The organism is Marinoscillum sp. HNIBRBA16962, assembly GCF_057801515.1.
Genome location: NZ_CM173603.1, coordinates 567,722 through 590,477, shown reverse-complemented (window position 1 = coordinate 590,477; position 22,756 = coordinate 567,722). Strand labels below are relative to the sequence as shown.

Annotated in this window: 16 protein-coding genes and 1 tRNA gene; 5 read left to right on the top strand and 12 right to left on the bottom strand. The window is 43.1% G+C overall.

The window, feature by feature from the left end; all coding sequences use genetic code 11:
• Nucleotides 1–90 precede the first annotated feature (90 nt).
• The 7 genes from AC3E9V_RS02645 to AC3E9V_RS02615 all read right to left on the bottom strand — a co-directional run bounded on the left by AC3E9V_RS02645 (nucleotide 91) and on the right by AC3E9V_RS02615 (nucleotide 13,245).
• Nucleotides 91–1,173 carry an IPT/TIG domain-containing protein gene (locus AC3E9V_RS02645; RefSeq protein ID WP_488751636.1) on the bottom strand — a complete coding sequence of 361 codons (1,083 nt, stop codon included), beginning with the start codon at nucleotides 1,171–1,173 and terminating at the stop codon, nucleotides 91–93.
• A 72-nt stretch (nucleotides 1,174–1,245) separates the two neighbouring features.
• On the bottom strand, nucleotides 1,246–3,018 hold the full coding sequence (locus AC3E9V_RS02640) for a RagB/SusD family nutrient uptake outer membrane protein (protein ID WP_488751635.1): 1,773 nt from the start codon (nucleotides 3,016–3,018) through the stop codon (nucleotides 1,246–1,248).
• A 13-nt stretch (nucleotides 3,019–3,031) separates the two neighbouring features.
• A complete protein-coding gene (locus AC3E9V_RS02635; RefSeq protein WP_488751634.1) occupies nucleotides 3,032–6,208 on the bottom strand; it encodes a SusC/RagA family TonB-linked outer membrane protein in 3,177 nt (1,058 codons plus the stop codon).
• 330 nt (nucleotides 6,209–6,538) lie between these two features.
• Nucleotides 6,539–10,705 carry a hybrid sensor histidine kinase/response regulator transcription factor gene (locus AC3E9V_RS02630; protein ID WP_488751633.1) on the bottom strand — a complete coding sequence of 1,389 codons (4,167 nt, stop codon included), beginning with the start codon at nucleotides 10,703–10,705 and terminating at the stop codon, nucleotides 6,539–6,541.
• A gap of 205 nt (nucleotides 10,706–10,910) precedes the next feature.
• Nucleotides 10,911–10,985: transfer RNA gene (locus AC3E9V_RS02625), tRNA-Val, on the bottom strand.
• Between the two features lie 220 nt (nucleotides 10,986–11,205).
• Nucleotides 11,206–11,862: a DUF2461 domain-containing protein gene (locus tag AC3E9V_RS02620; RefSeq protein ID WP_488751632.1), complete on the bottom strand. Its 657-nt coding sequence runs from the start codon at nucleotides 11,860–11,862 to the stop codon at nucleotides 11,206–11,208.
• Nucleotides 11,863–11,964: 102 nt separating this feature from the next.
• Nucleotides 11,965–13,245: a UDP-N-acetylmuramoyl-tripeptide--D-alanyl-D-alanine ligase gene (locus AC3E9V_RS02615; protein WP_488751631.1), complete on the bottom strand. Its 1,281-nt coding sequence runs from the start codon at nucleotides 13,243–13,245 to the stop codon at nucleotides 11,965–11,967.
• A 26-nt stretch (nucleotides 13,246–13,271) separates the two neighbouring features.
• Between AC3E9V_RS02615 and AC3E9V_RS02610 the strand changes: the two genes are divergently transcribed.
• The gene (locus AC3E9V_RS02610) at nucleotides 13,272–13,649 is read left to right on the top strand and encodes a hypothetical protein (protein WP_488751630.1); all 378 of its coding nucleotides are present in this window, start codon (nucleotides 13,272–13,274) and stop codon (nucleotides 13,647–13,649) included.
• An 83-nt stretch (nucleotides 13,650–13,732) separates the two neighbouring features.
• Here the strand turns inward: AC3E9V_RS02610 and AC3E9V_RS02605 are convergent, their stop codons facing one another.
• Genes AC3E9V_RS02605 through AC3E9V_RS02590 form a run of 4 tightly spaced genes read right to left on the bottom strand, consistent with a single transcriptional unit; the run spans nucleotide 13,733 to nucleotide 16,201 of the window.
• Nucleotides 13,733–14,524 (bottom strand): amidohydrolase, encoded by a 792-nt coding sequence (locus AC3E9V_RS02605; RefSeq protein ID WP_488751629.1) that lies wholly within the window; start codon nucleotides 14,522–14,524, stop codon nucleotides 13,733–13,735.
• Complete coding sequence (gene def / locus AC3E9V_RS02600) at nucleotides 14,521–15,072, bottom strand: peptide deformylase (protein ID WP_488751628.1); 552 nt, start codon at nucleotides 15,070–15,072, stop codon at nucleotides 14,521–14,523. Before def ends, AC3E9V_RS02605 begins: the two co-directional genes overlap by 4 nt.
• Nucleotides 15,069–15,482 carry a Holliday junction resolvase RuvX gene (gene ruvX, locus AC3E9V_RS02595; RefSeq protein WP_488751627.1) on the bottom strand — a complete coding sequence of 138 codons (414 nt, stop codon included), beginning with the start codon at nucleotides 15,480–15,482 and terminating at the stop codon, nucleotides 15,069–15,071. The genes def and ruvX overlap by 4 nt, the downstream gene beginning before the upstream one ends.
• Nucleotides 15,482–16,201, bottom strand: a complete 720-nt coding sequence (locus AC3E9V_RS02590) for an iron-sulfur cluster repair di-iron protein (protein WP_488751626.1) — start codon at nucleotides 16,199–16,201, stop codon at nucleotides 15,482–15,484. The genes ruvX and AC3E9V_RS02590 overlap by 1 nt, the downstream gene beginning before the upstream one ends.
• A 127-nt stretch (nucleotides 16,202–16,328) precedes the next feature.
• Here AC3E9V_RS02590 and AC3E9V_RS02585 point away from each other — a divergent pair, with 127 nt between their 5' ends.
• Nucleotides 16,329–17,960, top strand: a complete 1,632-nt coding sequence (locus AC3E9V_RS02585) for a S41 family peptidase (protein WP_488751625.1) — start codon at nucleotides 16,329–16,331, stop codon at nucleotides 17,958–17,960.
• Nucleotides 17,961–17,974: 14 nt separating this feature from the next.
• Nucleotides 17,975–19,135: a homogentisate 1,2-dioxygenase gene (locus AC3E9V_RS02580; RefSeq protein ID WP_488751624.1), complete on the top strand. Its 1,161-nt coding sequence runs from the start codon at nucleotides 17,975–17,977 to the stop codon at nucleotides 19,133–19,135.
• A 193-nt stretch (nucleotides 19,136–19,328) separates the two neighbouring features.
• Here AC3E9V_RS02580 and AC3E9V_RS02575 read toward each other — a convergent pair whose 3' ends face one another.
• Nucleotides 19,329–21,164: a glycosyltransferase gene (locus AC3E9V_RS02575; RefSeq protein ID WP_488751623.1), complete on the bottom strand. Its 1,836-nt coding sequence runs from the start codon at nucleotides 21,162–21,164 to the stop codon at nucleotides 19,329–19,331.
• A gap of 318 nt (nucleotides 21,165–21,482) precedes the next feature.
• Here AC3E9V_RS02575 and AC3E9V_RS02570 point away from each other — a divergent pair, with 318 nt between their 5' ends.
• Nucleotides 21,483–21,704 carry a hypothetical protein gene (locus tag AC3E9V_RS02570; protein ID WP_488751622.1) on the top strand — a complete coding sequence of 74 codons (222 nt, stop codon included), beginning with the start codon at nucleotides 21,483–21,485 and terminating at the stop codon, nucleotides 21,702–21,704.
• Between the two features lie 121 nt (nucleotides 21,705–21,825).
• On the top strand, nucleotides 21,826–22,746 hold the full coding sequence (locus tag AC3E9V_RS02565; RefSeq protein ID WP_488751621.1) for a hypothetical protein: 921 nt from the start codon (nucleotides 21,826–21,828) through the stop codon (nucleotides 22,744–22,746).
• Nucleotides 22,747–22,756 lie beyond the last annotated feature (10 nt).

Below are 22,756 nucleotides of genomic sequence, written 5' to 3'. Positions count from 1 at the left end.
TAATTTGACTTCTTACTTCAGGTAATCATTGTGGCCTGGTTAATAGGGGAGCGGGTATTCATTTTTAATCTTACTGTGTTCGGAATATGCTTATCCAATGTTATATGGCCGGGATACCCAGGATGAACAATTACCTTCCCACCAGTCGATCGTTCCGGATAGATCACCAAAAACAGGATCGGCCACCAGAATCTCCGCGCTTAGGCTAGCATCACTGGCACCATTTATCGTGGTTGTGTTAAGCCAGTTTGCCCTGTCAGGAAAATTTCTTAGACCATACATGTTCATACTCAAGACAGGGCGTTCAATATTATCCCATACAGCCCGGGCATCACCTCCATAAGAATTACTAGGCACATGACGCCCCATGATCACCACATCTGCTTCATTTAATTGGGCCAGGTCAGACTCCTCAATAACTGATTTTGGCAATATGGTGACGTTAAATACAACAAAATCTCCGTCCCTATAATTGTTAATACTATCAGCTACCGCTATATCAAAAGATTCCTCCGAACTGGTAACAAAAAGTACCTCTCTTATCCGTGTTTCAACAGATGGAGCCATAAAAGGACCTGCCAGTGTGTAATCGTCAAAGGTTGCGGTTATCCTGCCAGTAGCATAGCCTTCAGGAGCAATCACCTCTATTGAGGTACTCTCTAATGAAGTGATCTCCGCCGGTGTTCCATTGAATTGCACAGTTACTCTCTCAGGATCTGTATAAAAGTTTACTCCTGAGATGATTACGGTTTCACCAGGAGCAGCAACGTCCTCGCCATCACCACCTTGCGAGATTGCGGATGCTATTGCAGGCGTCGGCAGAACGGTAAATGTTTCAGTAGTGTCTGTTTTTGTCCAAACCTGGACTTCAAGTGGCCCAGTAACCGCATCTTGAGGAATGACAACTACCATTTCCGTATCACTATAACTCACAAATTCGGCAGCTACACCATTGATCGATACGGAAGCAGCTTCCACACGGTCTCCAAAGTTTGTCCCTGTAATGGTCACTTCCGAACCTAACATGCCGGCTTTGGGAGTAAAATCAGTAATCGAAAACTCAGGATAGGTTACTATATCCGCTTCATATTCCGACTGACATGACACTAGCAGTACAATGCCAAAAACAAAGGCTAAAACGCCTGTGAAATATTTTAGTTTATTCTTTTTCATGATATAAAATCTTTTTAGGTCTTTAAGGCAGGACAAATCTGACCTGCCTTAAGAAACCTTTTGATTATCAAATTAATATCCGGGATTTTGTAATAGATCTTCATTCAAATTGATCTCTTCGGCCGGGATGGGAAGCAAATAATTTGAACGACTCCAGCTTCTGTTTTCTGCAGGGTCCAAAACGATCGCTCTCCTTGGCCCCTCTGCTGTATACTCCTTTATGACTTCTCCATATTGATATTTCGATGGATCATACAAATCAGGGTTACCTTCATAGTCCGTACCTTCTATAATGGGTCCAAATACAGGTTCATTTAACTCCTCCTCTGCAATGCCCCATCGCTTCAGATCATTAAATCTGCTGTTTTCCTGGAACAACTCTACCGTTCTTTCTCTTCGGATCTCCTCCAGGATATCAAGGTCATTAGCAGTAGCCAGTGCATTTGTGAGTGGCGCTACTCCTGACCTTTCCCGCACTTTGTTCAGCGATTCATTAAGTTGCGCATCAGTTATAGATCCATTCAGTTCATACAAAGCCTCAGCATAGATCAGGTACACTTCTGCCAGCCTGATATGTGGAAAATCTGATGACTCTGTAGCCGCTTCCCGATAATTGGGATAATTATAAGACCTGAATTTACGGTTCCAATAAGGAGCTCCTCCTCCTAAAACTGGTGTTTCTGCTACTATATTTACCTCTTGTTCATTACCACCCGCATATGCATATAGCCTGTAATCCCGGTTATACCATTGTTGATAATGGTTTTGATATCCCTGGAATAATGGTGATTTATCAACGGGCAACCCATCAGTACAGAGCACCAGGTCCATAAATTTCTGATTTATAGACGAATAGTAAGAAGCATGGCTAATATTAGTTTTTCCCTGACGTAAGACATAGTCATATTTACTGTAAAATATGAATTCCTTGTTGGTAGATTTATCCAATCCAGCCGGATTGGACCCGGCATCTTCCAGGTTAAAGAGGTAGTACATAGTCAGGTTGTTCAACTCATCATTGTAATTCCACAACTCAAATCCGCCATTGTCCATCACGTCTTTTGAGAGATCTACTGCCTGTTGTAACATCTCATCAGTTGAAGGATATCCATCCGGTTTTGCTGATCCTGCCCCTGCTGATACCCCATCGCCATCTGTAGTAGTTCCCACATATTTCTCCCAGGTAGCTTCAAACAGAAGTGCTTTGGCCAGAAGTGATTGTGCAGCTTCTTTGCTGATATGGCCTTTATCACCAGAGGCGATGTTTGCCTCCCTGGGCAACCCTTCAATGGCATCTTCCAAATCACTCTTTACCTGAAAGAGGACTTCATATCGGGAGTTCCTTTTGCCCAATAACTCAGGAGAATCGACATCCGGCACAACAGTAATAACCGGAACACCTCCGAACCTTTGCATGAGGAAGAAATAATGATAGGCCCTAAAAAATTTAGCTGCCGCTACGTACTCATCGATTTCTTTAGGATCTCCGGAATATTCCTCAGCTTTTTGCAAAAGAATATTTGTTTCTCTGATATATTTGTAGGAATCTGTCCAAACAACATCTGTGTTAGGAACAGTAATATTTCCTCTTCCATAACCTGTAAAAAAACTGTTTAAGTCAGAACCCCTGTCTAAAAGAAACCACTGAGCATTTCCCCCATCGTGCCAACTCCAGGACCAAAGGCCTTTATAAAAATTATTGGCAACAGTTCTGAAGTGATCAGGTGTTTTGTAGTAGGACGTTTCCGACAGTGCATCCGGTCTTTCCAGATCCAGAAATTTATCTTCACAGGCTGTTGAAAACAATAGTCCCAACAGCATCAATATATAGTTAAATTTTTTCATTACTTCCAATTTTTTAGAATGTCACATTTAAGCCCAGTGAGTAAGTCCTGTTAAAAGGATAGGAGCTATTGCTACTGGAACCAAACTCAGGGTCCCAACCATCTTTTACGGTTGTAAATTCGAACAAGTCGTTACCTGAAAAATACACTCGAACCCTATCCACTGCATAATTTCCAATATTTAACTTGCTGAAAGTGTAGCCAACCACCAGTGTTTTCATTCTGATGTAGCGATTGTTCTGCAGCATAAAGTCATTGTTTTTCCAGTTCCAGCGAGCCCTGTTTGTATTGTACGTTAATCTTGGATACGCAGTATCGGGAGTTTCTTCTTTCCAGGTTTTGCCACGATAAGCTGTGGTCTGGTTGTTGCCCACCGTAACAAATGGATAAGCCATACCATCCGTTCTCACGATGTTTTGATTAAGCACGCCCTGAAAGAAAGTACTGAAATCAAATCCTTTGAACTGAAGCCCTAAATTGATACCGTAGGTATAGTGAGGAGCGGCATCCCCCATATATTTAACATCACCGTTTCCATCGACTATAGTGCCAGAGCCAAGGATGATATCATCGCCATCCAGATTCACTTTCTTTGTATCACCCGGACGTAGACGTTCAGACTGACTATCGGCATTAGGAATTTCCCCTCCATTACCAACTTGTTCATAATAAGCCTCCACTTCTGCTTCACTGGCAAAAAAGCCATCAGTCTGATAGAGAAAATAGGAGTTCAACGGATATCCTTCCACAAGTCCATTTAACCCGGCATGGTAACTACCAACACCTTCCATGCTAACCAACTCATTTCTTGTATCACTCATATTCAGCGACACATTATATTGTAAATCACCCATGTTTGAGTTCCACGAAAGCATGGCTTCCCAACCCTTTACTTCCAATACTCCACTGTTTGTTTTTGGGGCCTCTCCACCCAGCACATCCGGATAGTTTACCGCGATCAACATGCCATCGTTCTTCTTGGTGAAATAGTCAAATGATCCGGACAACCTACTGTCCAAAAGCCGGAATTCCACCCCGTAATTGGCCATGCCTATCCTTTCCCAGGTACGAGTCAAACTGGTAAGCTTTTCAATATATGCAGTGGTTTGAGGGGAAGCGCTTGTCCCGAAAATAGTGGATCCCAAAATTACTGCAGAAGAATAATCATGGTTGCCTATGCCAACCTGTCCTCCCATTTCCCCATAACTGGCTTTGAGTTTAAGAAAATCCAACACGGGAATATTCTGCATAAAGGACTCTTCTGTTACTACCCAGCCAACAGAGGCCCCACCGAAGTTAGACCACCGGTAATCCGGGTGAAACTTGGAGGTTCCATCCCTTCTTCCAGTTAGCTCCAGCAGGTATTTATCTTTATAGCTATAATTAAATCGTCCTAAATACGAAAGGAAGCCCCAGTTGGAAGATCCTCCTTTATTTGTAACATTCTGTTCAAGTGATGCTACATTCAAGTCATAGATTCCATTATCTTCAAATCCTTGCCGGTATCCTTGCAAATTGTCGGTTTTTCTCAGTTCAGCAGTGGACCCAACCATTACACCGAAGCTATGATCTGTCCAGAGCGTCTTATTGTAATTAAGAAACCCTCCATAGTTTTCGTAACTAATATTATTTTTTTTCTTTTCAAATGAAGGGGTAGTGTTGACAGACTCCGGTGCTTTTTCGCCAAACCAGGTGTACATCGGAATGTTAATTTTATAGATTTCCTGGTCCCAGAATTCCTTATCCACACTGGCCGTCGCTCTGAAATTCAGATCGTCGGTAATATCCCAGGTAGCTGCCATGTATAATTTTAGTTGGTCAGCATAAGATTCGTCCCGGCCACCTTCCAGGACGTTGGCTATAGAGTGCCTGTTTCCGGCAACACCAAAATTGGCATACCACTGACCATACGGGTTTTTGGCTGGGAACAATGGAGGGTCATACGCTAATGAAGTAATCCCCAGGCCACCTGAAGGACCAGAAATATGAGATCTAAAGTAAGATACTCCGGTTTCGATATTTATTCGATCGGAAATTTGATAGTCGTGATTAAACCTCAGGTTATATTGTGTCTTCCCGTCATAAGCAGGTTGAAGATTACCTACGTTTTCAGCAAAACCAGCAGAAACGCGGTATTTGGATCTCTCTGATCCCCCGGAAACACTCAGATTCGTCTGGTGTGAATAAGATGTGCCATACATATCGTCAAAGCGGTTGCCCTCGCCAAGGTAAATATCCCCCCAGTATTGGGTGGTATATACGCCGGGGCCTTCATCCCGCATTCTCACAAGTGTTTCCCTGTCTACCCAACCCCAATACCAGGCAGACCCGGCATAAGCCAAATCCTCATCAGTAGCCTCGATAATCATACCGGCATAATCGCTCAAACCGGAAACTGCAGGTCGAATCCCGATGGCATTTACCCGAAAATTGCTTGTCAGGTTCACCTTGATTTCTCCGGCAGAGCCCCTCTTAGTGGTAACCAGGAGCACACCATTAGCTGCCCTTGATCCGTAAATAGAAGCTGCTCCGTCTTTCAGGACACTTATTGATTCTATGTCATCCGGATTCATGTTATAAAAAGCATTATCATTAACAGCCGGAACCCCATCAATTACAATCAATGGCGAACCGCCGTTGACTGATGTAGCTCCCCTGATTTGCAACTTGAGATCCTCGTTACCAGGCCTGGATGAACCACGGGTCACTACCAATCCGGGTGTTTGTCCCTGAAGGGAGAGTGCGGGATTAGTGATTGCCCTACTTTCAAATACTTTAGAATCTACCTGCTCAACAGCTCCTGTGAGCGTGGCTTTACTTTGCTCTCCGTAGCCTACCACTACCACTTCCTGCAGGCTGGTGTAATCAGGTACCATTCGAATGGTAAGGTTGGTCTGATCTCCAACACTTACTTCCTGCTGTGAAAAACCCACAAATGTGATCATCAGTACCGCTTCATTTGAAACAGTCAAACTAAACTTACCATCCACATCCGTAATGGTCCCGTTTGATGTCCCCTTTTCCAGTACGGTAGCTCCGGGAAGCGATTCACCGTTGTCATCAAGGACAACTCCCGTTATGGCTTGTCCTTGTGCAAAAGCATGCATGCTGAAAAGAAACAGCATGACTACACATAAAAGCAATCTGTCCAGATGCTTTGTATTAATAGATTTAGTTCGTAATATTCTCATACAATAATTTTCTTGTCTGAATAAATTTCATTTCTTACTATACCAGAAAGTGCAACTGGTCTTAATCCTTATAAGGATATGTTTCTCTCTCCCCTCTCTTTGAAATGGTTATGCATTCCAGGTTTCTTTGTAAATGGTCTTGACATATTCGATAGGTTTTGATTGACTTTATTGATTTTCCTTTACTGGTGAAGATGCGCGCAATTTCACCTCTACAAGATTAGTATTTACCTACCCGGATGGATATGACTCATGATTCAATATTGATAAAATATGGACCATTCATGAGTTCACAATTATAAAAAATGCAAGAGCAGGGGGTTTAAACAGCTATTTATTCAGGTTGTTCTTAATGAATTCATTTGGGGTCACTTCAAAAAGTTCCCTGAAAGTTTTGGAAAAATAAGCGGTAGAATTGAAGCCGGACCTGTAAGCAACTTCCTTGATGGAGGATGTATTTTGCTTGAGAAGCTCAGCGGCATATTTGAGGCGGACAGTCCGTATGAAATTGCTGGGGTTTTGCCCGGTGAGTGATTGTATCTTTCGATAAAAGTGCGACCTGCTGACTCCTACTGTCTGGAGCAGTTGATCCAGCCCAAAAGCTGAGTCGCTCATGTTGTCAAGTATAGCCTTAGTAGCCTTGTCCAGGAACTGTTCGTCCAGCGTATTGGTAGTGATCTCACTGGATGGCAGGATGTTGGTTTGCTTTAAGAATTTTTCTTTCAGCTTTCTCCTGGACTCCAGCAGGTTGTTGATCCGAACTTTGAGTACACTTACGTTAAAAGGTTTTGGCAAATAAGCATCAGCTCCCATGCTATACCCTTCCATCCGGTCCTCCTCGAGGCTCCTGGCCGTGAGTAAAATGATGGGAATATGGCTGGTTTCCATGTTGCTCTTGAGGCTGTGGCACATTTCAAACCCATCCATTTCGGGCATCATAACATCACTGATAATAATGTCCGGATAAAATTTCAAGGCTTTGTCCAGCCCCTCTTTACCATTAGCGGCATCCTTGATCCTGTAGCGAGCTCCAAGCTCGTTTTTTAAATGAATGCGAAGCTCCCTGTTATCCTCTACGATCAGCACCGTCTGACGTACGGAAGATATCTCTTCATCATCGTTGGTGAAATCGTCGGTTATGGCCAGATCGTATTCGAGGGACCTGATACTATTCAGGTCAAATTCTTTGCCCGCACTCCTGACTTCTTTATTGGACTTAATAGCCTCGTCCACTTTCTTACTGTAAACGGGCAATCGAACGATAAACCGGCTGCCTTTTCCATACTCGCTCTCTACGGTAATTTCTCCATCGTGCTGCTCTACGAGGCTTTTGGTAAAATTCAAACCAATACCGGTACCTGTCTGAGTATTGTCCACGTGAAAAAACCGCTCAAAGACGGCATTGAGTTGATCCTTTTTCAGCCCAACACCTGTGTCCGTCACAACAATCTCGATGTATTCAAGCTTATCGGATTTTCCCATCAGTTTATCCCTGATCTGCTTTTTCTCATAGCGGCTCAATGAAAGCTCCACTTTGCCGCCGGCATTGGTAAACTTGATGGCATTGGAAAGAAGATTGCCTATGATCTTCTCCAGCTTATCCGGATCAAACCACATATAAAAGGAATCAACGGAACAGGAAAATACGAACTGAATGGATCTTGAAGATGCCAGCTCCTCATAAAAAGCAAAGATGTCTTTGGTAAACTTCACCAAATCTGCTTTGAGTGGATCTAAAGGCGCTTTTCCCAAATCGAGCTTTCTGAAATCCAATAACTGGTTGACTAAATTCAGCAGCTTTCTTGCACTTCTCCGGATCGTATAGGCCGAGTTTTTTACAATCTCGGTGTCAGAGTAGGCTGATATTATCTTGTCCACGGGGTTGAGGATCAAAGTAAGTGGAGTTCTGAACTCATGGGACACATTCATAAAGAACCTGAGCTTCATCTGATCCAGCTCATGCTTCCGGTCCTCATTCATCTTATTGACGTAAATCCTGAAGCTTCCCCAGGTAACTAAACCAACGACAAACATGTACCCAAGGTAAGCCCACCATGTCCTCCAGGGTGCAGGTAAAACCGTTAACTTAACCCTGGAACTCTCTGCGTTTTCCCACTTCCCATCCAAAGAAGCTTTTACTTCAAAAGTATATTCACCTGATGGTAACCCAGAATAGCTTGCCAGTCGATTGGAACCAATATTAATAAACTGCTTATCCAGCCCATCCATCCTGTAAGCATACTGTACCCTTTCAGGATTACGATAATAAAGAGCTACAAAGTCAAACGTTATGTAACCTTCATTATGCTTTAACACCAACTTCTCGGTTTTTGAAATAGATCTTTTGAGCAAAACCCTATTGTCAACTGTTTGGCCCACCTTTATTTTATCGTTAAAGAGCCTGAGGGAGGTAATGAAGGGTTTGACACCCTGTGAAACTACATCAATTTTATTCGGATCAAAAATATTGAACCCATTGATACCCCCTGCTAAAATCCTCCCGTCTTTTGTTTTATCAATGGACTTACTTTGGAATTCCATCCCCTGCAAGCCATCATGAACATTAAAGTTTTTGAATTCCCCACTTTCAGGGTCAAGTCTTGAAATACCACTCTTGGTAGTAATCCACAAGTCGTGATTATTGTCTTCTTTAACACCGATCACCAAATTATTTGGTAGCCCGTCCAGAGTGGAATAGGTTCTGATCGAATCCAATTCAGGACTCATCTTATGTAACCCCAAATCAGTCCCGACCCAAATATTCCCCAAATGATCCTCTGTTACATAATTAATACGTTTTCCCTGCAGGTTGTCCTTATTGATCTCCTTAAATTCAATTTTCTCAGGAATAAACTTGCTCAATTTTGCAAGATGTACCACCTCCAGCCCGATTGATGTGCCAACGAATAACCGATCGCGAGAGTCGATAAACAGGGAGAACACAAAATCACTAATTATGCTGGATGGATCATCCGATTTATGCTGGTATTTTGTGAACTTTCCATTTCCTGGGTTGTACACATTTAAACCTGCCGTTTGAGTCCCCAACCATAGTCGTTCTTTAGAATCTTCTACAGCACACCACACCGTATTCTGTCCCAGAGAAGTTGAATCATCCAGATCATGTTTGAAACGATCTACCTTTCCATCCTGGGGATAAAACCTATTGAGACCGCCATCCCATGTACATACCCATATGCTTCCATTTTTACTTTCCTCCAAATACAGGATCTTGTCAGAGCTGATTGTCTGATCATCCCCGGGATCGTGCCTAAAATGCCTGAAGCTACTCCTTTCCTCATTAAAGAGGTTTAAACCTCCTCCATCAGTCCCGATCCATATTCTACCCTGACTATCTTCCAGTACGGATTGTGCTATGGGAGTGCTTAAGGTATTTTCAGATTCAGGCACATGGAAATAGTGACCAAAAGATAATTTATTGATAGCCAGTTTATTTACACCTTTATTGTATGTAGCAAGCCAAAAAATACCATCCTTATCCTGTATTATCTTAGACGGCTGATTATTAGGCATGGAAAGGGGGTCTGCAGGGTTGTGTTCCAGATGCTGAAGGAGTCCCTTTTCCTTATCTATAATGTATATTCCATACCCATCAGTAGCAACCCATACAAGCCCATTATCATCCTGATACATATGAAAGACCGGGATACTTCTATTTACAGGGGATATTTGTTTGAAGTCTTCAGTCCTTTTATTCCATATAATCAACCTGGATAAATCATTACCGATCCAGAAATCACCCTCATTGTCTACCAAAAATACTTTAGGTAAGTGATCCAGTTCGAAAGAATCTGGTGTCTCGAGTAAGATCCGGTGAAAATTATCTGTATTGCTATTATAATGGTTTAAATATTTCCCTTGTGTACCTATCCACACATCTCCGGCTCTGTCTTTAATAATACTCACCACGTCATTGTTGTCAATCGAAGTGGAATCAGTAGCGTCATACAAATAGTGCGAAAACTCCAAATGGTCATAGGTGAGCTCCCTGGATGGATCAAGGTGTAGCTTGCTTAATCCATTCTTGGTGCCAACCCACAATGTGTTGTCAGAAGGGTCATATAGTAAGTCGTTGATTACATCTCTTATCTGAAAATCGCTCGTATACTCTTGAGATAAATTTATTCTATAGAACTTCTCAGTATTCTTATCGAGCACATTCAAGCCATTACTAGTGCCAACCCACAGGTTTCCATCTCCATCCTCTACAATTGCATTAACACGATTATTACTTATGGAATGGGGGTCATTTAATATTGGTCGGAATATTTCAAAATCATACCCATTGTATCTATTCAATCCATCGATAGTACCAAACCACAGGAACCCCTCTCTATCCTGATAGATTTCTACACATGTGCTACTGGAAAGTCCTTCCGGAGTGGAAAAATTTTGAAACTTGAGGTTTGCATACTGTGCCGATAAACACTCAGATACACAAACACTAACTAATAAAAGGAAAAGCCGAATGAACATTTTTGAAGCCCCTGCTAAACACTAACTCAATCTCACCAAAAACAAACTCATGCAATACTAAAGCAACAGCAAATTTATAAAAATAAGAATTAAAATGGTTCTATCGGTTTGGACGTCTTATTCCAACTATAAAATGGTCTGTGCGGCTCTCATCCAGCAGTGTATATAACGACAAAACCCAGCCGAATGGCTGGGTTTGTATATGTGGGCCCTGCTGGATTCGAACCAGCGACCCCCTGCTTGTAAGGCAGGTGCTCTGAACCAACTGAGCTAAGAGCCCGAAAATGTATTTGGCCTTAGAAAATTAGCAGATCACCTTAATCTGGTGCTCTGATGCCGACGATTCTGTCGGCATACTGACAAGCTTCGCTTCGTCAGTAACCAACTGAGCTAAGAGCCCTTTAACGCTGCTTTCAAGGCTGATCCCTCAAAAACGGATTGCAAATCTAGTACAGTTTGTAAGTATTGCAAACACTTTTATTTTTTTCTTGCAAAAATTTTTAGCTTACCGCTACTCCCAGGTAATCTTTGAATGGTTTCATGATCCTGAAGTACTCCAACACCTGATCTGCCAGACCCTCAGAAGTAGCTTCTTTATCGCTGATCTCAGTCATAACCGTAAAGCTCTTTAACTTCAGAAACTCCAGGTTTGGATGGTCTTTTGGATAACCCTTCGGAGCAGTTTTTAGCTTTTCACCTCTAATTGCCCCATATACATTTTTAAAACTTTCTTCCTCCACAATTTTCTTCAGCTCTTCAGGATTGTAGTCCACCTCCTGCCTGATCTTCTTAAGTACATCTGCGGGAGGCATGTAGATACCACCACCTATGAAGTTCTGACCAGGCTGTAAATGAAAGTAATAAGCAGGATTATCAGACTTTTTACCCCCCTCGGAGATGGCAGCTCCAAAATTAGTTTTATACGGACTTTTATCCTTGCTGAAACGGATATCCCGGTTGATCCGAAAGATGCACTTTTTGGCCTCCAGACCAGCAACTGACGGGTCAAAAACCTGCAAACCCTTCAAAAGCTTATCTACAAACTCAATAAACTCGGCACGAGCCTCCTGATACAACGGTTTATTGGCATCCATCCAGTCTTTATGATTATTAGAAGCAAGCTGGGCAAGAAATTGGTGTGATTTAGATAGGTTCATCTCTGAATTGATTTATTGTGTTTTTTTAATAGACGAAGATCAAGATGAAAAATGGACTATTTCCATCATTTTTTCAAAATCCGGACTTGCTTATAACAATCTTCAGCCTTTTTGTCCCAGTTCTTCTACGATCGTGTCCAGTTTCACACTCCTTGAGGCCTTTACCAAAACGGTACATTTTCCAAAATTATGACTCTTCAGGTACTCTTTTAATTCATCCAAACTACCAAACCATTTCGATGACTTTACCTCTTCATGTGCATGCTTCATATCAGGACCCATCAGCAAGACCTCATCGATCATAGCTTCCTGAATAAACCGGCCGAGCTCCCTGTGCTTTGCCGCACTGCTCTCCACTTCTTTCATTTCACCCAAAATAGCAACCTTCTTCCCATCCACCTGAGAAAGATTTTCAATGGCTGCCTGCATGGAAGTAGGGTTGGCATTGTAGGAATCGTTAATGATCTGCAGTTCACCTTTTTGTATCAATTGTGATCGTTGGTTGGACGGAGTGTATTCACCGATAGCATCCAGAATGGATTGATCATCCACCCCAAATGCTCTCCCCACAGCTACTGCTGCCGCAATATTTCCAAAATTGTATCGGCCAACGAGCTTTGTTGCCACTTCCCCACCAGCCAGCTTCACCACAAGGAAAGGCTTTGTTTCCACCAACTCCAGATCTTTATCCGGAAAAATGACCGCATTATTGAAGCGCTTTGCCATATTGGCCAACCGTTCATCATGCTGATTAATAAAAGGCACTCCTACGGTCTTTCTCAGATGATCAAACAACTCGCTCTTACCCCTCAACACACCTTCTATGCCTCCAAATGTCTCCGTATGAGCCTCTCCTATATTGGTGATCAGCCCATAGTTTGGGTTTGCATAGCTGCAGAGCTCAGTGATCTCACCCACATGATTTGCTCCCATCTCAACCACTGCTACCTCCACCTGAGGATGGATATGCAAAAGTGTCAAAGGAACGCCAATGTGGTTGTTGAAATTCCCCTTTGTAGCATGTACGATGTATTTCTTGCTTAATACAAGGTTGATCAGCTCTTTGCTCGATGTTTTCCCATTGGACCCGGTTATGGCAAGAAGCTTGCGTTTGTACCTGCTCCGGTGAAAGACCGCCAGATCCTGCAGGGCTTTCAGGGAGTCACTGGCCAGGATAATATGAGGATCATCCGCATATTTTTCCTCATCTACTACTGCATAAGCAGCTCCGTTTTCCAATGCCTTTTTAGCATATTCATTGCCATTGAAATTTGGTCCCTTCAATGCAAAGAATAAATTATCAGGCTCAATAGAGCGCGTGTCAATAGAAACACCGTCACTTTGTAAAAATTTAGAATAGAGGTACTCAATAAAATTTTCCATTATTGCAAATATATCCCGTCTCAATCATGAAGAAAGAAAACCGAGCCATCATCCTGATACAACTGCTGCCTTCCAAAGAAGATGCTAAATTCAATTCCGAACTGATGGCATTTCTTCAGCAACAAAAAGGTCAGTCAGATGTCTTATTTTCTCTGGACAACTTTTCTGATGCTATTACTACGCAATATGCCCTTCGCCTGTTGGATGAAACTGATGAAGCCATTATCATATGTGAGGTAAATGGTAAGGTTGAAAGCCTGGGTGCAGTAATGGCCATTTTAAATAAGGCAATAAGAAAAGATGTAAAGCTTTACGCAAACAAAGACCTGAACATTCTGAAACCTTTTATGAAACACCTGCAAGGAAAGGTGTTTGAATCAACGGATGAGTTAAATATATCCTAAAGAACCCGCCAAAATTCCAAGCCCGATCAAAGCAACAGCAACCAAAACAATCATTGAAGGAATAAAAATTGCTTTCCCTGGTGCTACTTAAATTCAAAACCATCCGCATCTTTCTGAAAAGGGAATCGATCCCGGAAAGCACTCAATTCTTCATGAGGTAAAGTGACGGTGATTATATCTTCCTGATCAGTAATTTTCAGCTGCTCTCCTTTATAATTGTACACCGCCGAATGACCGATATACTCGGCTCCCACTCCATCCGTACCTATTCGATTTACACCTGCACAGTACGCAGTGTTTTCTATAGCCCTGGCTGCCAGTAATGTATCCCAGGCGTTTATTCTTGGTTTTGGCCAGTTAGCCACATACAGCAAAAGATCATATTCATAAAGTCCGTCTACATTTTTCTGAGAACGGGACCACACCGGAAACCGCAGATCATAACAGATCAATGGCATCACCTTCCAGCCTTTCACCTCAAAAACAAGCCGCTTACCTCCCGGTGTATAATCCTTCCCTTCGCCAGCTAGCCCAAACAGATGTTTCTTATCATACTGGTGCGAAGATCCATCCGGATAAACCGCATAAAGTCGATTGTAATAGGTTGTGCTTTCTTTGACGACATAGCTCCCAACCACTACAGCGCCCGTCTGAGCAGCCTGCTGCTTCATCCACCGAAAAGTTTTGCTGTTTACAGGCTCGGCAACCTGCTGTGGATTCATGGTAAAACCCGTACTAAACATCTCAGGCAGGAGAATCAGATCAGTTTTCCCTTTTATTTGCCAGACCTTTTCTTCAAACATAGCCAGGTTGGCTTCTGTATTTTCCCAATGGAGATCTGCCTGGATCAACGATATGGTCAGGTCCTGTTTCACCTTTTTACTGCCACCCTTACCCTGTAGTCTGCGTCTACCTTACCTTTACTGATATTGGCAAGCTTCCCCTTAAGAAGCCGTTTTTTGAAAGATGAAATATGATCTGTAAATAAAACACCCTCTATGTGATCATACTCGTGCTGGATCACCCGGGCATCAATATCACTATACTCCTCGATATGTTCATTCCAGTCCTCATCGTAGTATTTGATCTTGATGTGGGGTTCGCGTTTTACATCCTCGCGGATACCGGGAATACTCAGGCACCCTTCTTCAAAAGCCCAGGGCTCACCCTCTTCTTCCAGGATTTCCGGATTGATGAAGGCCTTACGGATCCCCTGTCCTTCTTCATCATGCATAGGAGAAGAGTCTACTACAAACAGTCGGATTGACTTGCCAATTTGAGGAGCTGCTAAGCCTACTCCCGAGGCTGCATACATGGTTTCAAACATATCTGCTACCAGCTCTTTGATGTCTTCTCCATGAGGGATGTCTTCAGCCGGCTTTTTCAATACCGGATCGCCATAAAGTACTATCGGATAAATCATGAAATGGATTCCAAATAAGATTGTAATATGATGGTGGCACTCACCTTATCAATGTTTTCCTTTTTTCTTCGGTCCTTCTTTTTACTGCCCGCGGCAATCATTGCATCCAGAGCCATCTTTGAAGTAAACCGCTCGTCGTGCAAAAATAGTTTCTTATCGGGAAATAGTTTACGGAATCTTTTTTCTGCAGCTTGTACCAGTGGAGTGGCATTGGTAGGAGACCCATCCGAGTTTTTTGGCATTCCCATCACCACCTCACTAACCTCCTCCTTGCTGAAGTAGTCGCGCAAAAAATCAAATAAGGTGTGAGAAGGCACAGTATCCAATGCCGTGGCTATCATTCCCAAAGGGTCCGTTACAGCCAGCCCGGTACGCTTAGCGCCATAATCGATAGCCATAATTCGAGCCATCAGTTAAGTTTGCTCAGTTCTGAGATTCGCTCCCTGATTTGAGCTTCTAAAGCAATGGCTTTGGGGAAAAGGATCTTATTTTCAATTTCAGCATGGTACCACATTTCCCGGTCAAAGGATTTGATCTCCTTGCATATGACCTGCCAGTGTATGGACCTTGAGTAAGTATCTCCCTCAATCAATGCACGAATACCAGCCAGTTCGTCCTCCTCCTTATGCTCAGCATGAATGTCCCGCAGCGAAATGGCATTATAGCTCCAGAGAGCTGAGGCAGGATTAAGAAATGGTTTTTTCTTTATATCGATCAACCTTTCCACATAGTGAAAAAGCGTGTCTTCTTCTTCATAGATGTGATTGATAAATTCCTCCACAAATTCAGGAAAAATAAGCTTCAAATCATCCTGCTCAGGATATTTATTGATAAGCCGGGCTATGTAAGGCAACTTGTCTTTGATAAAAAGATGATGCGAGTGCTTCAGGTACTCCAGGACGATCTCCAAAGGATATCTATCCAATTCCTTAAACGAAAACCGGTGAGACCGATCAAACAAATAAAAGGTCTTCAGTACGCGACTCTCATCCAGTCCCATTTCAGCGCAGACCTCTTTCAGCTTCCTATCGGGATAGAGATAAAACTCCACTCCCAGATAGTTAAGTGCCCTGGCATAGATGTAGTTCTCATCTACGAGAGACCGAATCGTGAGATCAAAGACGCGCATGATCTTCAAAGATACCAATACTCTGTGAAATGTCTACCTGATTTTGGCAGAAACGATTTAGATAGTTAATGCGTTTAATTTTGATCAGAAGAAAGCTAATTTAGAGTTTGGATTAAATCAGAGAAATTTGGAAAAGGAGAAACATAACAATACCACCAGCGCAATCAGACTCCCATTATTTATTGGTGCAGCCATTGCCCTGGGCATTTTTATAGGTGCCAATATGACCTCAGGAGCAGGCACAGGCGAGAGTCTTTTTAAAAGTCTTGCTAAATTCCGTCAGGTCCTGACTCACATCCAAAATGATTACGTGGATGAAGTAAACACGGATGAGTTAGTAGAAAATGCCATCGAAGAAATGCTGGCAAAGCTGGATCCACATAGTGTTTACATTTCTGCTGAAGAGCTGGAACTCACCAAATCACAACTCGAGGGAAATTTCGAAGGTATTGGCGTGGAGTTCAATATTTTTAAAGATACAATCCATGTCGTCACCCCCTTAAGCGGTGGACCGTCTGAAAATCTGGGGATCTTAGCCGGTGATAAGATCGTCACTGTAGATGGTAAAAATGTAGCAGGCGTGGGCATAACCAATCGTGATGTCATCTCCATGCTGAGAGGAGAGAAGGGTACCGAAGTAAAAGTAGGGATCCTGAGAGGTGGTAACAACGAAATCATTGAATACACTATTGTAAGGGATGTCATTCCGCAGTATTCCGTAGATGTCTCCTACATGATCGATGAGGAAATCGGATACATCAAGGTCAGCAGATTTGCTGCTACCACCTTCATGGAGTTTAAAGAAGGTTTAAGTAAGCTCAAAAAAGCAGGGATGGAAAAGCTCATCCTCGACCTCACCGGCAACCCGGGAGGTTATATGGACCCTGCCGTGCGGATGGTAGATGAGTTGCTCGGTGGCAAACAGATGATCGTTTACACTAAAGGAAAAGATTCCTCCCACAACTCAGAGTATTACACACAGACAGATGGCGATTTTGAAGAAGGTTCTATCATTGTTTTGATTGATGAAGGTGCGGCTTCAGCTTCTGAAATTGTATCAGGAGCCCTGCAAGATCATGACCGGGCACTCATCGTTGGTCGCCGGTCTTTCGGAAAAGGACTTGTTCAGCTACCTATAGAACTTAACGACGGGTCTGCTATGCGACTCACCATCTCCAGGTATTACACCCCAAGCGGACGGTGTATCCAAAAACCATATAATGGATCTCTGGAGGATTATCAGATGGAGTTTTACAAGCGATTTGAAAATGGAGAAATATACTCCAGGGATAGTGTAAAAGTAAATGACAGTCTGGTTTATAAAACAGACAAAGGACGGATCGTATACGGTGGGGGTGGCATCCTGCCAGACTACTTCGTTCCTCTGGATACTTCAGCAAACAGCTCCTTTATGACCAGGCTCTTTAACAGCAACAGTGTAGCAGAGTTTACTGTTCTCTATGCTGAGCAGAATAAAAATGCACTTGAAAAAATGTCTCTCGCTGATTATCGGGAAAATTTTGAGGTGACTGATGAGATCCTTGACCAGCTGATCGCTACGGGCAAAGAGAACGGAGTAAAATTTATGCGCACTGATTACCTGAAGTCAAAAGAATTGCTTAAAACTTACGTGAAGGCGTATATTGCGAGAAATATCTGGAACAACGATGGCTTCTACCCCATCTTCAACGAACAAAATGAGATCTTACAAAAGGCACTGACGCTGATTGATGAAGCCAATCGATTAGCTTCAAAATAAAAAACACAAACAACATGACCTACTATCACAGACTTGGCGAAATCCCCCCGAAGCGCCACACACAATTCAGGCAGCCTGATGGCAGCCTCTATGCTGAAGAGCTGGTGTCTTCCAGGGGGTTTTCGGGAATTTACTCAAACCTGTATCACACATACACTCCTACTCGTGTGAAGTCGATAGGCAAACCAAAATCCTATGGAACGAAGATTGCAAAGGATTATGGTTTAAAACAAACCCACTTAAATACCAGCAAACTTGGTGAAACCGGAAAAGATTACCTGGGAGCGCGTAAAGTGCTTTTGATGAACAATGATGTAAGTATGGCCATCTGCAATCCCTCCAGCCGAAGCATGGATTATTACTATAAAAATGCAGAAGCAGATGAGGTAGTCTTTATTCATGATGGCAATGGCTGGCTGTACTCTCAGTTTGGGAAACTCCGGGTGAAACAAGGCGACTATGTAGTCATACCCCGAACCACCATCTATAAGTTCGAGTGGGAAGATGAGCCCCTGAGACTATTGATCATTGAATCCGCCCACCCGGTAGAAACAGTAAAGCGCTACAGAAACGAGCTCGGCCAACTGCTGGAGCACTCCCCGTACTGCGAGCGGGACATTCGACCTCCGATGGAGCTTGTCACCGAAACGGAGAAAGGAAACTACCACATGCAGATAAAGAAAGGTGGAATGCTTCACCAGTACGAATATGAGCATTCCCCTTTCGACCTGGTGGGTTGGGACGGATACCTGTTCCCATATGCTTTTTCCATTCACGATTTTGAACCTATAACAGGACGGATCCACCAACCGCCACCTGTTCATCAGACCTTCCAGGCACAGGGCTATGTAATCTGCTCATTCGTGCCCAGATTATTTGACTACCATCCACTGTCAATTCCCGCACCGTATAATCACTCAAACATTGATAGTGATGAGGTGCTCTATTATGTGGAAGGCAACTTTATGAGCAGAAAAGGCATTGACCGGGGCTCTTTTACCCTACATCCCGGTGGTTTGCCACACGGACCACATCCGGGCACAGTAGAAAAAAGCATCGGAGCAAAAGAAACTGAAGAACTTGCCGTGATGCTCGATACGTTTCGTCCCCTTCATGTAACAGAAGAAGGGCTGGAGTTTGTAGACGAGAAGTATCCGATGAGCTGGACAGAGTAACTTTTGCAGAATGTAGCCATAAGATCCTGAGGTGGAACTTTCCAGGATCTTATCTCATGTGTTCAAAAATCTACTGAAATAAGCGGTTTGCCACCCAATTTTGATCATACCCGGCCTGCCTTTGCACGCTGGCGCTGAAGCTTTAGCGTAAGAGTCCGAAAGTGCTACTGCAGGCAGGTTGGACTGCGCGTCCTCATTTCATGGATAAAGCCTTCAAATACGCCTGCTCATAATATTTGTGCAGATTAGTCCAGTCAAAGAGTGTGGAAGAAGCCTCAGTTCTGTTACGAAGGTCTATCCTTTCCCTTCTGGATAATCGCACATAATTATAGAGCCGGTTTGCCAGCTGCCCGGCAGCCTCATGGAAAGACCTCTGATTTCTTTTGATGAGATAAATTCCCCGCTTGTCATGATCTGGCACATGTTCGTAAACAAAGTCACCAAACCCTGCCAGATCACTTGTCACCGTGGGTACACCTGAGGCGATGCACTCCAAAGGAGTATAGCCCCATGGCTCATAGTAGCTTGGAAATACACCAAGATGGCATCCCCGAACAAACTGCCCGTAATCCATCGCAAAAAGTGGATTAGTATAGTTGATAAAGTCCGGGTGATAAACCACTTTCACTTTATCGTGAGGATTATTTACCAGGTTTGAGCTTCGGAGGAAATTGAGGATATCATCATTTGCATCATCCTGCAAGTTGTGGGTGATAACAGGCGGCAGATTGTTTGACTTCCAGCTCTGAAGTGTTCTGCGGTACCGCAACCTCCAATAATCATCCACAAACTTATTGAGATCGGGGAGCTTGGTATCCTTCCGATTCGCCGCATCAAATAACAGGCGCTCACCTACCTGTCTCTTTATAGAATCTATCGTGTGCCTAAACTCTTCCAGTAATGCCCGACTCTGTAAAATATCCGGGTTGATCGTATAGTAAGGTCGCTTTGTTATAAAGAACATTACTACGGTCACATCCGATTTTTCCGTCTGAAGCCGATGATTGAGACGAGCCAGCGCCTCCAGCGTCAGGTCGTAGCCTTTATTCAGGTATTCGTAACGGCCCGAAGTGAAGAAATACAGTGTTTTATCCAGATCAAATGTATAGCTGCTGAAAAAATGGGCCATGGTAAACGAATGGATCTGGTTTTTGTGCTGGACGTGCAAATTCTGAAATTCGTGCAGCGCTTCGAACCGCTCGTTGTTTATCCCATTTGGCAGGATAGCATCCGGATCTCTCCCAAGTAGCTGACGACATTCGCGTGCAGTCACATCACTTACCGTGGTGAAAACGTGAGCTCCATGTGCCGCTGCCCGCTCCAGCATTACATTGCTCTCTATATTAAAATTGCGAGCTTCTTTTTGCCAATCCATAAAGGATAAATGATTATAAAACTGCGGATCATTCATGGCCAGGTACCTGCCAAGCAACGTGGCATGTGTTGTGAAAATGGTGCTGACATTTATTCGCTCTCTTCGTATATCCGGCAACCCCGTTGCTGCCATCCATTCGTGAAAATGGGCCAGTACTTTTTTGGACTTGGATTCCTGGGCGATTTCCGAAAGAAATATTTTCACCATTTCTCCAAAAGCCAGTACGTCGTTTAGCAAGTGATCTTCTCCAGGGGTAGAAATACCGTGGTGTTCCCACAAAAGATACTTGATCTCCCCGAGGCGATGCATTACTGTACTCAGATCAAAAAGTATACACTTTGGTCTGCCTGAAACCAGCCAAACCCCATAGTGAACCCCATATCCCTTATCGCGCATTCTTTTCACAGCTTTGCCGAAAGGATCATCCAGATTCTCAGTCGGTTCAAACTCCGCAGCTACATTGTGAGGCATATATGGCCCGATCAGGCAATAGTTGCCTCCCCATTTCTCACAGACTGTAGGAGCCTTAGACCGGATCACAGTGTAGATCCCTCCTACCTGATTTAGCACTTCCCAGGCAATCTCCAGGAGGAGTGCATTATTCACATGGCTTTTGGTCAATCTTTTTAGTTTACTATTTTCCTTTATAGTCATGAGGCACAATGATTATCTGATGTATTAAATAAAGTCAATAATTGCCTTTTTCTCTAAAAGAAGCCAAAGTATTTACAGCTTCACTGTAACGTTTGACTAAGTCCGAGGTAATTCACATAGAGTCATGCAACTATTAAGATGGATTTCTCATCTTCTAAATAGCTATGAAATGAGCATGATGCCGGGACGCGTAGCCTCAACCTACGCGGTCCGACCCAAATATTGAGAACACCGAGTCGCGTAGACCGGGCCGCGCAGGCCAACTAGGTATTATCAAAATTGTGCGGCAAACGGCTGATTTTGACAACTTTTGAACACATGAAATCCAACAAAGTTATATCGTTTGTTCTTCTACTTGGCCTTTTCATGTTTCTCATGGAAGCTGAAGGCCGGTTGTCCTCCAGGATCAAAGCTGATGCACCTACCTATTTCCACATTGATTCTATTGAAACAAAAACCAGGCAAATGCTATTTCAACTGGCCGGAAAGGCACCAAAAGAAGAAAATAGCTCTGAAAAATTCCTCTCATTTCAGAATTAAATTCTAATTTGTATTCCATATTCATTAAGTTCGTACCAAACCATTTTGGGGTTTAATTGTCTTAAAAATTATTTTGATACTTGAGCCATAAGATTAACTTTAACATTCATTTGAGAGAACTATGAAGCAAAACGATTCATACCTGGCCTTTCTTGACATATGGCATGAGGTCATGTGGTACCTGTTTTTGGCAGCTGCCGGAATAGCAGTATTGATAGTAATCATCTATCTTATCCGATATGCATCACAAGATGGATATAAAGCCAAATATGACCTGGCCAGCAGGAAGGAGACTCAGGCCTATTTAAGAGCTAACTACGTATTAGCAGCTGGTATATTTTTCTTTTTAAATACGGTATATGATGAGACGGTAGCGTTAAGTAATGTCTGGCTGTTTATCCGTGCATTTATTTCATTCTGTATCGGTACACTCCATGTGTACATCACTTACCTGGTATTTAAGTACTATTATCCCGGCCCGCTCAACCGAAAACTGAAAAAGCTAAGATATACGCCCAGAATAAACCCCAATACCGGAAATAAAATGAAGCTTTTGAGTGAAGATGAAGAGGATGCTTATCTGGATGAAGGGATGCAGGCAGAAGAAGAAGCATTTTCCGTGGATTATGATGTCTGGATTGATCCGGTAACCAGTGAAACCAAAATTGAAAAGTATAAAGGGCACCTTGGAGCATTGGAGTGTGACCGCTGCGGTTTTCAAACCCTCAAATTGCAAAAAGAAGAGGTCCTTCAAAAACCCACTGATTATGCTGACGGGCTGCTTGAAAAAGAATATAAATGTGCTTATTGTGGCAGGATCAAACGAAAAACGGTCAATCTGACTAAAAACATGAACATCGAGGCAGCAACTGCTAAATTAGTGGCTGACCCCCTTGATAAAACGAAGAAAAAAGAAGTAGAGGCCATTATGATCGAAATAAATGGCACAGATGGTCATCAGAAGAAGTTTGAATTCCAAAGTGTGGAGCAGGCAAAAAGCTTCCTGGAAAAATTTGATTACCAGAAGATAAGGAATAGCTAACTTACCTAAT

Excerpts from the sequence above, each read along its gene's own strand:
- AC3E9V_RS02645 (WP_488751636.1), bottom strand. The coding sequence starts at position 1,173 with ATGAAAAAGAATAAACTAAAATATTTCACAGGCGTTTTAGCCTTTGTT.
- AC3E9V_RS02640 (WP_488751635.1), bottom strand. The coding sequence starts at position 3,018 with ATGAAAAAATTTAACTATATATTGATGCTGTTGGGACTATTGTTTTCA.
- AC3E9V_RS02635 (WP_488751634.1), bottom strand. The coding sequence starts at position 6,208 with ATGAGAATATTACGAACTAAATCTATTAATACAAAGCATCTGGACAGA.
- AC3E9V_RS02630 (WP_488751633.1), bottom strand. The coding sequence starts at position 10,705 with ATGTTCATTCGGCTTTTCCTTTTATTAGTTAGTGTTTGTGTATCTGAG.
- AC3E9V_RS02620 (WP_488751632.1), bottom strand. The coding sequence starts at position 11,862 with ATGAACCTATCTAAATCACACCAATTTCTTGCCCAGCTTGCTTCTAAT.
- AC3E9V_RS02615 (WP_488751631.1), bottom strand. The coding sequence starts at position 13,245 with ATGGAAAATTTTATTGAGTACCTCTATTCTAAATTTTTACAAAGTGAC.
- AC3E9V_RS02610 (WP_488751630.1), top strand. The coding sequence starts at position 13,272 with ATGAAGAAAGAAAACCGAGCCATCATCCTGATACAACTGCTGCCTTCC.
- def (WP_488751628.1), bottom strand. The coding sequence starts at position 15,072 with ATGATTTATCCGATAGTACTTTATGGCGATCCGGTATTGAAAAAGCCG.
- ruvX (WP_488751627.1), bottom strand. The coding sequence starts at position 15,482 with ATGGCTCGAATTATGGCTATCGATTATGGCGCTAAGCGTACCGGGCTG.
- AC3E9V_RS02590 (WP_488751626.1), bottom strand. The coding sequence starts at position 16,201 with ATGCGCGTCTTTGATCTCACGATTCGGTCTCTCGTAGATGAGAACTAC.
- AC3E9V_RS02580 (WP_488751624.1), top strand. The coding sequence starts at position 17,975 with ATGACCTACTATCACAGACTTGGCGAAATCCCCCCGAAGCGCCACACA.
- AC3E9V_RS02575 (WP_488751623.1), bottom strand. The coding sequence starts at position 21,164 with ATGACTATAAAGGAAAATAGTAAACTAAAAAGATTGACCAAAAGCCAT.
- AC3E9V_RS02570 (WP_488751622.1), top strand. The coding sequence starts at position 21,483 with ATGAAATCCAACAAAGTTATATCGTTTGTTCTTCTACTTGGCCTTTTC.
- AC3E9V_RS02565 (WP_488751621.1), top strand. The coding sequence starts at position 21,826 with ATGAAGCAAAACGATTCATACCTGGCCTTTCTTGACATATGGCATGAG.